The sequence below is a fragment of the Mycobacterium sp. genome, assembly GCF_040398885.1.
In the GTDB taxonomy this organism is placed as follows: domain Bacteria; phylum Actinomycetota; class Actinomycetes; order Mycobacteriales; family Mycobacteriaceae; genus Mycobacterium.
In genome coordinates, this window is sequence record NZ_JBBATF010000062.1 from 4,050 (window position 1) to 15,550 (window position 11,501).

At 70.5% G+C, this 11,501-nt stretch carries 13 protein-coding genes; 8 read left to right on the forward strand and 5 right to left on the reverse strand.

The window, feature by feature from the left end:
- Nucleotides 1-195 (forward strand): hypothetical protein (locus tag ADBZ5U_RS07905; RefSeq protein WP_526264136.1); only part of this gene is annotated, 195 nt, incomplete at its 5' end.
- A 96-nt stretch (nucleotides 196-291) separates the two neighbouring features.
- Here ADBZ5U_RS07905 and mutT1 read toward each other — a convergent pair.
- The 3 genes from mutT1 to cofC form a co-directional block, all read right to left on the reverse strand.
- The gene (gene mutT1 / locus ADBZ5U_RS07910; protein WP_526264138.1) at nucleotides 292-1,224 is read right to left on the reverse strand and encodes an 8-oxo-(d)GTP phosphatase MutT1; all 933 of its coding nucleotides are present in this window, start codon (nucleotides 1,222-1,224) and stop codon (nucleotides 292-294) included.
- A gap of 4 nt (nucleotides 1,225-1,228) precedes the next feature.
- A complete protein-coding gene (locus ADBZ5U_RS07915; RefSeq protein WP_526264140.1) occupies nucleotides 1,229-3,388 on the reverse strand; it encodes an RNA degradosome polyphosphate kinase in 2,160 nt (719 codons plus the stop codon).
- Nucleotides 3,389-3,452: 64 nt separating this feature from the next.
- Nucleotides 3,453-4,097, reverse strand: coding sequence for a 2-phospho-L-lactate guanylyltransferase (gene cofC, locus ADBZ5U_RS07920; protein WP_526264142.1), 645 nt, complete (start codon nucleotides 4,095-4,097; stop codon nucleotides 3,453-3,455).
- Nucleotides 4,098-4,157: 60 nt separating this feature from the next.
- On the opposite strand from cofC, the gene ADBZ5U_RS07925 reads away from it, so the two are divergent.
- The 3 genes from ADBZ5U_RS07925 to ADBZ5U_RS07935 are packed head-to-tail and all read left to right on the forward strand — an operon-like array spanning nucleotide 4,158 to nucleotide 7,386.
- Nucleotides 4,158-5,162: an NAD(P)H-dependent glycerol-3-phosphate dehydrogenase gene (locus tag ADBZ5U_RS07925; RefSeq protein WP_526264144.1), complete on the forward strand. Its 1,005-nt coding sequence runs from the start codon at nucleotides 4,158-4,160 to the stop codon at nucleotides 5,160-5,162.
- A gap of 4 nt (nucleotides 5,163-5,166) precedes the next feature.
- Nucleotides 5,167-6,297, forward strand: coding sequence for a cystathionine gamma-lyase (locus ADBZ5U_RS07930; RefSeq protein WP_526264146.1), 1,131 nt, complete (start codon nucleotides 5,167-5,169; stop codon nucleotides 6,295-6,297).
- 12 nt (nucleotides 6,298-6,309) lie between these two features.
- Nucleotides 6,310-7,386, forward strand: a complete 1,077-nt coding sequence (locus tag ADBZ5U_RS07935; RefSeq protein ID WP_526264148.1) for a D-alanine--D-alanine ligase family protein — start codon at nucleotides 6,310-6,312, stop codon at nucleotides 7,384-7,386.
- Nucleotides 7,387-7,389: 3 nt separating this feature from the next.
- Here the strand turns inward: ADBZ5U_RS07935 and ADBZ5U_RS07940 are convergent, their stop codons facing one another.
- Nucleotides 7,390-7,917 (reverse strand): DUF3515 family protein, encoded by a 528-nt coding sequence (locus ADBZ5U_RS07940; RefSeq protein WP_526264150.1) that lies wholly within the window; start codon nucleotides 7,915-7,917, stop codon nucleotides 7,390-7,392.
- A 65-nt stretch (nucleotides 7,918-7,982) separates the two neighbouring features.
- On the opposite strand from ADBZ5U_RS07940, the gene ADBZ5U_RS07945 reads away from it, so the two are divergent.
- The 3 genes from ADBZ5U_RS07945 to ADBZ5U_RS07955 are packed head-to-tail and all read left to right on the forward strand — an operon-like array spanning nucleotide 7,983 to nucleotide 10,588.
- Complete coding sequence (locus ADBZ5U_RS07945) at nucleotides 7,983-8,969, forward strand: thiamine-phosphate kinase (protein ID WP_526264152.1); 987 nt, start codon at nucleotides 7,983-7,985, stop codon at nucleotides 8,967-8,969.
- A 25-nt stretch (nucleotides 8,970-8,994) separates the two neighbouring features.
- On the forward strand, nucleotides 8,995-9,678 hold the full coding sequence (locus tag ADBZ5U_RS07950; RefSeq protein WP_526264154.1) for a uracil-DNA glycosylase: 684 nt from the start codon (nucleotides 8,995-8,997) through the stop codon (nucleotides 9,676-9,678).
- Between the two features lie 43 nt (nucleotides 9,679-9,721).
- The gene (locus ADBZ5U_RS07955) at nucleotides 9,722-10,588 is read left to right on the forward strand and encodes a glycosyltransferase 61 family protein (RefSeq protein ID WP_526264156.1); all 867 of its coding nucleotides are present in this window, start codon (nucleotides 9,722-9,724) and stop codon (nucleotides 10,586-10,588) included.
- A gap of 13 nt (nucleotides 10,589-10,601) precedes the next feature.
- Here the strand turns inward: ADBZ5U_RS07955 and rpmB are convergent, their stop codons facing one another.
- On the reverse strand, nucleotides 10,602-10,796 hold the full coding sequence (gene rpmB / locus ADBZ5U_RS07960; protein WP_526264158.1) for a 50S ribosomal protein L28: 195 nt from the start codon (nucleotides 10,794-10,796) through the stop codon (nucleotides 10,602-10,604).
- 179 nt (nucleotides 10,797-10,975) lie between these two features.
- Here rpmB and ADBZ5U_RS07965 point away from each other — a divergent pair.
- Nucleotides 10,976-11,501: DAK2 domain-containing protein (locus tag ADBZ5U_RS07965; protein WP_526264160.1), on the forward strand; the 526-nt coding region annotated here is incomplete at its 3' end.

Sequence of the window (11,501 nt, forward strand, 5' to 3'; positions counted from 1 at the left end):
CCGGCCAAGAAGGTCGCCGTCAAGAAGGTCGTGAAGAAGGCTCCGGCCAAGAAGGCTCCGGCCAAGAAGGTCGCGGTCAAGAAGGTCGTGAAGAAGGCCGTCGCCAAGAAGGCCGTCGCCAAGAAGGTCGTGAAGAAGGCCGTCGCCAAGAAGGCGCCGGCCCGCAAGGCCCCGGCCAAGGTCGGCCGCCGCTAACCGTTCGACAAACCTTCGCGAATACGCCGCGGGCCCTTGGGGTTCGCGGCGTATTCGCATTTCGCGGGCACCGCACTTCGGCGGGCGCCGTCGCGCTCAGGTGCTGCTGCCCCTGGCCAGCGGACTGGGCAGGTGATCGGCCGCGACGAGTCGACCGTCATGCAGCGACAGCACCCAGGTGCCGGCTTTGCGGTTGCGCGACCTATCCGGCTCGACACCGTCGCGGCTGCAGCACCAGTCGATCAGGTAGGGGATGACCCTGCCCTGGGAGCAGATGACCGGCGTCCCGCCGAGTGCGGCGATCTCCAGCACCCGCTTGTGGGCGGCCTCGGGGTTCTCGGCGTAGGCCTCCTCGGTCAACGAGGTCTCCACCGCGATGGGCTCGTCGAGCGCCAGAGCCAGTGGCTTGATGGTTTGGACGCACCTGGTCCGGTCCGCGGCGTAGAGCGACGTGGCCCCGAAGGCCCGCAGTTGCGGCACCAGTGACCTGGCCTGTGCCCTGCCTACGCGGTCCAGTGGCCGCTTGCGGTCGTCACCGTGGTACCGCGACTTCCGGCCCGCGCTGGCGTGCCGGACGATCAACACGGTCTGAAGGTCGGCCGGTGTCTCGGCGAACCGCGCCAGCACCTTGCGGTCGTGTGCGTAGGTGAGGCGCTCGGTGGCCTCATCCACGGCCAGCCACTCCAATCGGTCCACCTCCTTGCCCGGTTTGAAGTCGCCGCCCCGAGCCCGTGCAGTCCAGTAGTGGACGACTTTGGCGCCCAACGGAATCGCGTATCTGATCGTGCACAACCGCCGGCCGAGATGCGCGCGCTGCCCGGTCTCCTCGAGGATCTCCCGGACCGCGGCCAGCGGTTCGGTCTCACCCGGGTCGACTTTCCCCTTCGGCAGCGACCAGTCGTCGTAGCGCGGACGGTGGATCAACGCGATCAGGGGTTCGCCGGACTTCTTGTGCGGCCGCCACAGCACCGCACCCGCTGCGACGACCGAAACGGTTTCGGCCGCCGTCGCCTTCTTCCGCTGCGTCACGTCGTCAGCCCTGTCGGTGCTTTTCCATCAGCCACACCTGGTGGTCGCGGACCTCGCGCCCGTCTCGGGGCGCCGCGGTCCAACCGCCGTCGGACCCCAGCTCCCAGCACCGGGTCGCCGGATGCATTGCGGAGGCGAACATCTCGTCGAGCTGTTCGGTCAGGCGACGGTCCTTGACATGCGCCATCACCTCGACCCGGCGGTCGAGGTTGCGGTGCATCATGTCGGCGCTGCCGATCCAGAACTCGTCTATGGCCCGGAAATGCATCACCCGCGAATGTTCGAGGAACTGACCGAGTATCGAACGCACCACGATGTTCTCCGAGAATCCCTCGACGCCGGGGCGAAGTGCGCAGATGCCGCGGACCACGATCTCCACCCGGACTCCGGCCTGCGAAGCCCGGTACAGCCCGTCGATGATCTGCTCGTCGACGATGGCGTTGGCCTTCATGCGGATTCGTCCGTTGCCGTGCTCGCCGTGTGCGGCGATCTCATGCTCGATGCGTTCCAGGATGCCCTTGCGGATGCCGTGCGGGGCCACCAGCAGGTTGCGGTAGCCGACCTTGCGGGAGTATCCGGTCAGCGAGTTGAACAGGTCGGTGAGGTCCGCCCCGATGTCGGGCGCCGCCGTGAAGAGGCCGACGTCCTCGTAGAGTCGTGCGGTCTTCGGGTTGTAGTTGCCGGTGCCGATATGGCAGTACCGGCGGATCGTCGACCCCTCCCGGCGCACCACCAGGCAGGTCTTGCAGTGCGTCTTGAGGCCGACGAGTCCGTACACCACGTGCACGCCGGCGTCTTCCAGCGCCCTGGCCCACTTGATGTTGGCCTGCTCGTCGAAACGTGCCTTGAGTTCCACCAACGCCACCACCTGCTTGCCGGCGTCGGCTGCTTCGATCAGCGCGTCGACGATCGGTGAGTCGCCGGAGGTTCGGTACAGGGTTTGCTTGATGGCCAACACATCCGGGTCGGCGGCCGCCTGCTCGATGAACCGCTGCACACTGGTCGAGAACGATTCGTAGGGATGATGCACCAGCACATCGCCGTCGCGCAGGGTGGCGAAGATGCTCTTTCCGGTCTCGCCGAAGGCCGGATGGGTGGCCGGCACGAAGGGCCGCTCCTTGAGCGCCGGGCGGTCTACCGCGTAGATCTGCCACAGCGCGGACAAGTCCAGCAGACCGGGCACCTGCACCACATCGCCGGGATGAACGTCGAGTTCCCGCAACAGCAGTTCGAGCATGTGTTCCGACATGTCGTCGGAGACCTCCAGGCGTACCGGCGGACCGAACCGGCGTCGCGCCAATTCGCGTTCCAGCGCCTGCAGCAGGTCTTCGTCGCGGTCCTCGACGTCCATGTCGGCGTTGCGGGTGATCCGGAACGCGTGCTGCTCGACGATCTCCATTCCGGGGAACAGCACCGGCAGGAAAGCGGCGATGAAATCCTCCATGGGCAGGAACCGCGTGGACTGGCTGTCCGGATCGGTCTCCTTGAGGCGCACGAAACGGTCGACGTTGTCGGGGACTTTCACCCTCGCGAAGTGCTGCGTGCCGTCCTCCGGCGAACGGACGGTCACGGCGAGGTTCAGGCTCAGCCCGCTGACGAAGGGGAAGGGGTGGGCCGGATCGACGGCCAGCGGGGTCAGGACGGGGAACACCTGCTCGGAGAAGTAGGTGGACAACTCGCCTCGTTCGGCGTCGGTGAGGTCATCCCAGCTGACGATCAGGATTGAGTGCTCGGCCAACTCCGGTCGCACCGACTCCAGGAAGATCCGGGCGTGCCGGGTCGCCAGTTGCTGGGTGCGCTCGCCGATCAACCGGAGCTGTTCGCGCGGGGAGAGCCCGTCGGCGGAGCGCACCGACAACTGCATCTCGTCGCGGCGTTTGAGGCCGGCGACGCGGACCATGTAGAACTCGTCGAGGTTGGAGGCGAAGATGGCCAGGAACTTCGCCCTCTCCAGCAGCGGCAGCGAGGGGTCGGCGGCCAGTGTCAGGACCCTGTTGTTGAAGTCGAGCCAACTCAGTTCCCGGTTGAGGTAGCGATCCGCGGGAAGCGGATTCTCCGCCGGCGCCGGCGTCGCCGCCTGGGTGGCTCTCGGGGGTGTGAGAGCGGACGGATCGCGGGTCGGCTGGCCGCTGTCCGGCCGGGAATCGGTTGGCGCCTCGGTCATCGCCTCATCATCCCCCAACCGGGGCGATTCGTGGTCGGCTGCGTCGAAACACCCGGCCGACCACTCAGCCAGCGGCGATGCCGCGCGCGACGGCGTCGGCGGTGGCCGCGCCGACTCCGAGGAGCCGGGCTTCGGCGAGGTCCTCGGGGGTGTCGATGTCACACCGCAGACCAGGCCATTCGCCGACGAGTTCGAGGGCGCCGGAGTCGCGATGCCGGAGCGCCGAATCGCTGCCGAACAGCGGATTGAGCGGCACCTCGAAGGAGAACAGCGCCGAGGTGCCGGTGCCGTGGCGGTCGGCGACGAAGCTTCGCGGCCGCAGTGCCGCCGACGCCACCGCGGCGCTGAGCTCGGCGGCCCGCAGGGCCGGCAGGTCGCCCTGCAGCACGGCGATGTTCGGCGTCAGCTGCGAAACCTGATCCCACGCGGTGAGGATGGCGTTGTTGAGCGGGTCGGGGTGGCCGGCCGGTGTCGGGTCTTCAACCACCGCCGCGCCGACGTCGCCGACGGCCGCGGCCACCGCGGGGTCCGCGGTCACGACCGTGATCGAGTCGACCTCCGGCGCGGCCTCGGCCGCGGCGATGGTGTCCATCAGCATGGCGAGCACGACGTGTTCGCGCTCATCCGGGCTGAAAAGGGCCGACAGCCGACTCTTGGCGACGCCGAGTCGCTTGACCGCGATGATCAACCCGACGCCCATGGCCGTCATCCTGCCAGCGCACCGAGGATTAGGTTGAGAGGCACCGGAGGCGGAAAGGTGGGCAATTCGATGAGCCTGGGGAAGGCGACGGTGATGGGCGCCGGCGCCTGGGGCACCGCCATCGCAAAGGTGCTGGCCGATGCGGGCGGTGATGTGCGGTTGTGGGCACGCAACCCCGAGGTGGCCGACGAGATCAACACCGCGCACACCAACGCCGGTTACCTGTCCGGCATCACCCTGCCGGCCCGAGTCCGGGCGACCAGCGATCCGGCCGAGGCGCTCGCGGGGGCGCGCACCGTCCTGCTCGGCGTTCCGTCGCAGACGCTGCGCACCAACCTGGAGGGCTGGCGGGGCGACATCGACCCGGGCGCAACCCTGGTCAGTCTGGCCAAGGGCATCGAACTGGGGACCCTGATGAGGATGAGCCAGGTGATCGTCGCCGTGACCGGTGCCGACCCCGGGCAGGTCGCGGTGGTGTCCGGACCCAACCTGGCCGACGAGATCGCCAGGCGGCAGCCCGCGGCCACGGTCGTTGCGTGTTCGGACCCGGGCCGCGCGGTGGCGCTGCAGGGGGCGCTGAGCGCCGGCTACCTGCGGCCCTACACCAACGCCGACGTGGTGGGCACCGAGATCGGCGGGGCCTGTAAGAACGTCATCGCCCTGGCCTGCGGCATGGCTGCCGGCGTGGGGCTAGGCGAGAACACCGCCGCCGCGATCATCACCCGCGGGCTGGCCGAGATGATGCGGTTGGGGATCGCGTTGGGCGCCGCGCCCGCGACGCTGGCCGGTCTGGCCGGAGTGGGGGACCTGGTGGCGACGTGCACCTCCACGCAGTCCCGCAACCGCGGCTACGGGGAGCGCCTCGGCCGCGGTGACACGCTGTCCGAAGCCGAGCGCGCGGCGGGCGGCCACGTCGCCGAAGGGGTCACCTCCTGCACCTCCATTCTGGCGCTGGCGGCGAGCCATGGCGTCGAGATGCCGCTGACCGACGCGGTCCACCGGGTGTGCCACCGGGGCCTGTCCGTCGACGAGGCCGTGGCGCTGCTCCTGGGCCGCAGCACCAAACCGGAGTGATCGAATGAGCGCTGACCGCTACGGCGATTCCACCCGCACCGTCAAGGCGGTGGACTCCGACGCCCTCGCCGGGCGGCCGGTGGCGCACACCCCCGTTCCGGCGTCGGCGTTCCACCTGTCCGCCGACGAGGGCAGCGAGGCGCACGTCTACGGCCGCTACTCCAATCCGGTCTGGACGCGTGTCGAGGCCGCGCTGGCGCAGCTCGAGGGGGCCACCTCGGCGCTGGTGTTCGGCTCGGGGATGGCGGCGATCACCGCCGCGCTGCGGGTCCTGGCCCGGCCCGGTTCGGTGCTGGTCGTTCCTGCCGACGGCTACTACCAGGTGCGGCGCTGGGCGCGGGAAAGCCTTGCCGCACTGGGGGTTACCGTCCGCGAGGCCGGCGCCGCCGAGATCTACGACGCGGCCGCCGAGGCTGACGTGGTGCTGGCCGAGACGCCGACGAATCCGGCCCTGGACGTGGTGGACGTGCACCGGCTGGCCGTCGTCTGCCGCCGCCGCGGCGCCCGGTTGCTGGTGGACAACACCACCGCGACGCCGCTCGGCCAGCAGCCGCTGTCGCTGGGCGCGGACCTGGTGGTCGCCAGTGCCGCCAAGGCGCTGGCAGGGCACAGCGACATGGTGGCCGGGTATGTCGCGGGCAGTCGGCCGGAGCTGATCGACGCCGTCGAACGCGAACGTCTGCTGGCCGGGCCGATCACGGGAGCGCTGGAGTCCTGGCTGCTGCTGCGCAGCATCGGCACCCTGGGTCTGCGGTTCGACCGGCAGTGCCACAACGCCCTCGCGCTGGCGACCGCCGTGGCCGGCCACCCTGCGGTGCGGTCGGTGCGCTACCCGGGCCTGCCGGGCGATCCCTCCCATCGGGTCGCGGTCGACCAGATGCGCCGGTTCGGCGGTCTGTTGTCGATCGAGCTGGCCGACGCCGGCGCCGTGCACGCCCTGGTGCGTCGCAGTGCGCTGCTGGTCGCCGCCACCAGCTTCGGCGGCATCCACACCTCGGTGGACCGCCGCGCCCGGTGGGGGGACTCGGTGCCCGAGGGATTCGCCCGCATCTCGGCGGGCATCGAGGACACCGACGACCTGGTGGCCGATGTCCTGGGCGCTCTCGACGCGCAGTGCGATTCCCCCGGCCTGTAGCGTCTCCGGATTGTGACTTCACGCCCCGGCTCCCGGATTCGCGTCGCCGTCGTCTACGGCGGCCGCAGTTCCGAGCATGCGATCTCCTGCGTGTCGGCGGGCAGCATCCTGCGCAACCTGGACCCGGGCCGCTTCGAGGTGGTGCCGGTGGGCATCGCGCGGGACGGTTCCTGGCTGCGCGCCGACGTCGACCCCGACGATCTGGCCATCACCGACGGCAGGCTGCCCGAGGTCCGGGGCGCCCACGGCGCACCGCTGGACGGTGTCGATGAGGTCCTGTCCGGCGTCGACGTGGTGTTCCCGATCCTGCACGGGCCCTACGGCGAGGACGGGACCGTCCAGGGTCTGCTGGAGATGGCCGGAATTCCCTACGTGGGGGCCGGAGTGCTGGCCAGCGCCGCCGGGATGGACAAGGAGTTCGCCAAGAAGCTGATGGCGGCCGAGGCCCTGCCGATCGGCGACTATCTGGTCCTGCGGCCCGGGCGAGGTTTCCCGGACACCGAAAGCCTTGCACGCCTTGGGTTTCCGTTGTTCGTCAAGCCGGCGCGCGGCGGCTCCTCGATCGGGGTCAGCCGGGTCGCCGAAGCCGGCGGCCTGGCCGCGGCGATCGCAGAGGCCCGCCGGCACGACCCGAAGGTGATCATCGAGGCGGGCATCGACGGCCGCGAGTTGGAATGCGGAGTGCTGGAATTCCCGGACGGCACGGTGCGGGCCAGCACGGTCGGGGAGATCCGGGTCGCCGGGGCCGCCGGCCACGACTCCGATGCCCCGGGCTTCTACGACTTCGAGACCAAGTACCTCGATGACGCCGCCGAACTCGACGTTCCGGCCCGGGTTGACGACCGGACCGAGAAACTGCTGCAGGAGTTGGCGATTCGCACCTTCAGCGCCCTGGACTGTCAGGGGCTGGCCCGGGTGGACTTCTTCCTCACCGAGGACGGGCCGGTGATCAACGAGATAAACACCATGCCCGGGTTCACCACCATCTCGATGTACCCGAGGATGTGGGGTGCCAGCGGGGTGGACTACCCGACCCTGCTGGGCACCATGGTCGACACCGCACTGGCCCGCGGCACCGGATTGCGCTGAGAGCTAGGGCTGGCCGGGCCGGATCGGGATGGCCGGCAGTGTCCGTTCGATCACGTCGGACATGGTCTGGATCGGCGAGGGCCCGGAACCGTCGGGCAGGGTCAGCGCAACATAGACCGGGCGGTCCACGCACAACCAGGTGCTGCGCCGGGATTCGTTGTCCTGCAACCGGAACCACTGCACCTGGTTGACCATCTGAATCGGCGCGCCGACCACGAACTCGCGCACCCGGTCCAGCCCGCAGCGCAGGATGACCGGCTCGTCGCCGTTGCGCCAGGCGGCGGCGCCGGCCGGGGTGGGCTGCGCGGTGCCGGCGCGCCGGTAGTCCCCGAGCCGGTCGGGCAGAGCGGCCAGCAACGACCTGCATTCGGTTGTCTCGGCCTGCGGTGCGGGCACCGCGGCTATCACGACCGGCGCCCGCGGGACGCGTCGCGACGCGGCGACCGCGAGAACCGCGACGACGCCCAGCACGGCCACCGCCACCGCGGCGATCAGCAGAGCGCGGGGCGGTCCGTCTTCGTCGCCCTGCACGTCTTCACCTCGCCGGCCGGTCCTACACTGACGTTGCTCAAGGTACCGCAGGGGGAGGGGGGTCCGTGACGAGCGAGGACGACTCCACCGGGCCGCCGGAGCCGACGTTGCACGACGTCGGCGAATTCGGCGTCATCGACAACCTGATCCGCGGGCGGGCCCGGTCCGTCGGCGTCACGGTGGGGCCCGGTGACGACGCCGCGGTGCTCGACGCGCCGGACGGACGCGTGGTCGTCACCACCGACATGCTCGTGGAGGGCAGTCATTTCCGGCTGGACTGGTCGACCCCGTACGACGTGGGCCGCAAGGCGATCGCCCAGAACGCCGCCGACGTCGAATCGATGGGCGCCCGGGCCACCGGGTTCGTCGTGGCCTTCGGGGCGCCGCGTGACACCGCGGCGGCCGCGGTCGCCGAACTGGCCGACGGGATGTGGGCCGAAGCCGCGCACTCGGGCGCGGGGATCGTCGGCGGAGACCTGGTGTCCAGCCCGCGATGGGTGGTGTCGGTAACCGCACTGGGTGATCTCGGCGGCCGCGAACCGGTCCTGCGCGGCGGGGCGCGGGCCGGTTCGGTGATCGCCGTCACCGGCGTGCTCGGACTCTCATCGGCCGGATTCGAGTTGCTGCGCAACGATATCGGCGTCACCGGCGACGAGTTCGACGACCTGCGCGCCTGCCACCGCGTGCCGCGGCCACCGTACGGACAGGGCAGGACCGCCGCCGACGCGGGGGCGCAGGCCATGACCGACGTCTCCGACGGGTTGCTCGCCGACCTCGGCCACCTGGCCCGCGCCTCCGGTGTGGTGATGGATCTGCGCCGCGCGGCGCTGCGCGAGGACGTCGACGCGGTGTCCGGCGCCGCGCGGGCCGCGGGCGTCGACCCGTGGTCGCTGGTGCTCACCGGCGGCGAGGACCACGCCCTGGTGGCCTGTTTCCCGGACTATCCGCCGCACGGCTGGCGGGTGATCGGGGCGGTGCGGTCCGGCGCCCCCGAGGTCCTGCTGGACGGACGGGCCTGGACCGGTCGGGCGGGGTGGCAGTCCTACGACTGAGCGGGCCCGGTTAAGTTGTCACCCCGTGACCGGCCGGCCCCTGACTGAGCTCGTCGAGGACGGCTGGGCCCGGGCGCTGGCGCCGGTCGCCGACCGGGTGGGCGCGATGGGGGATTTCCTGCGCGAGGAACTGGCCACCGGTCACCGCTACCTGCCGGCCGGACCCGATGTGCTGCGCGCGTTCGGCCTCCCCTTCGATCAGGTCAGGGTGCTCATCGTGGGACAGGACCCCTACCCGACGCCCGGGCACGCGGTGGGGTTGAGCTTCTCGGTGGCTCCCGAGGTGCGGCCGCTGCCGCGCAGCCTGGCCAACATCTTCGCCGAGTACTGCGGCGACCTGGGCTACCCGCAGCCGGGCAGCGGGGACCTCACGCCGTGGGCGCGGCGCGGCGTCATGCTGCTCAACCGGGTGCTCACCGTTCGCCCCGCCGCACCGGCCTCGCATCGCGGCAAGGGGTGGGAGGCGGTCACCGAATGCGCGATCCGGGCCCTGGCCGCCCGCGACCGGCCGCTGGTGGCGATCCTGTGGGGTCGCGACGCCGGGACGCTCAAGCCGATGCTGGCCGAGGGGAGGTGCGCGGCGATCGAATCGGCGCACCCCTCGCCACTGTCGGCGAGTCGGGGGTTCTTCGGCTCGCGGCCGTTCAGCCGTGCCAACGAACTGCTGGTCGGGATGGGCGGCGACGCGGTGGACTGGAGACTGCCTTGAACACTCGGATTCGGAGCTTGGATGCAGGCGGAGGCTGCCGGCGATGGTGAAGTCCCGCCTACCCACCTATGTGCGACGCGACGCGTTCACGGGCCCGGGATCACCGACCGGCGGGCGGTCGCCGGGCCGGGTCCGGTCCAGGATTTTCAAGGCACTGCCTCTGGCCGGGGGATCCCGGGAGCACTACTACCACTTCCTGATCGGCTACCTACTCCCGCTTCTCCACACGCAGTCCAAGCGCGGTTTCGAGCGCTTCGGTGTCCTCGACTGTGGTCCGCTGTTCACACCCATTCTGGCGGAGACACTCGACCGGTTCGGGTACGCCTTCGATGTGGTCGACGACGGCGGAATCGGGAAAGCGGTGTTCGTCGATTCGTGGGATCGGTTGGCCTGGCAGTCGCCCGAGGCCGTTCGCGCCACCGCGGAGGCAGTACGAAACGCCTGGCAGAGTTACACCTGCGCCCAGGCGGACTGTCCGAGGTCCACCGAACTGCTGATCAGGCGGTCCGCGCCGCCCGACTACTACCGATCCGCGGCAGCGCAACGCACCCGGCTCGGCGGATACGGCACCAGCCGTCGGGCCATCACCAACCTCGACGAGGTTTCGCGGGTCCTCGGCGACGCCGGGATCGCGCACTCGGTCTACGAACCCGGCGTGCATTCACTCGGGTGCCAGATCAGAACCTTCGGCACCGCGGAGCGGATTCTGGGAATCTACGGTGCGGAGTGGTCCAACGTGATCTGGTGCCGGGCTGACCCGCGCGCCCGGCTTCTCTCCCCGGAACCGGTGGACCGGAATGTTCCCAAGCTGCTGGACCTGGTCGGTATTCCGTTCGAGTTGGCGCTGGTCCCGACGGCCCATTGCGAGGAGGATCCGGCGGCTGCGTTGCGCTTTTTCAGCGGGCGGTAGCGGGCTCCGCGGGTCAGCCGCGGACGACCTTGCCGGCCTTGATGCACGAGGTGCAGGCGTTGACGCGCTGCTTGTTGCCGCCGGGGCGGGCCACCGCGTGAACGGTCTGGATGTTCGGGTTCCACCGGCGGTTGGTCCGGCGGTGCGAGTGCGACACGGCCTTGCCGAACCCGGGGCCCTTCCCACAGATATCGCAGACGGCAGCCATGTCTTCAAACTCCTCAAGTCTTATCGGTAGGGCCACGGGCGCGCGCGGGTGACCCGGCCCCAGCAGGATACCGGCGTGGTGAACCGAACACCAAAAGCACCTACACCGGGGCGGTGAGCGGCGGAGGCGGAGCGTCGGTTCACCTGGCTAGGCTGACGCCACGGTAGATCGGAGGTGACATGTCCGAGCGGCGGCTGGACGCGTCGGCCCTGCGTGACTGGGCGCACGCCTGCGTCAGCGACCTGATCCGCCACACCGACGAGATCAACGCCCTCAACGTCTTCCCGGTCGCCGATTGCGACACCGGCACAAACATGCTGTTCACCCTGCGTGCGGGCCTGGTCGAAGCCGAGAAGGCGGGTCCCGTCGGAGATGTCGGCGCCGTCACGGCCGCTCTGGCGCGCGGCGCGCTGCACGGGGCGCGCGGCAATTCCGGGGTCATCCTGTCGCAGATCCTGCGCGCGCTGTCGGAGGTGACCGCCGGCGCCGCCGCCGACCGCGACATCGCCGACATCGACGCCGGACTGCTGGGGGCGGCGCTGCGACACGCCGTGGCCCTGGTTGTCGCCGCCATGGGCGGGGAACGGGTTCCCGGCACCGTCGTGTCGGTGCTGCAGGCCGCGGCCGAGGCCGTCGAGCAGGCCGCGGACCAGCGCGCCGGGCCGGCGCTGGCGGCGACCGCCGCCGGCGCGGCCGCGGCGCGGG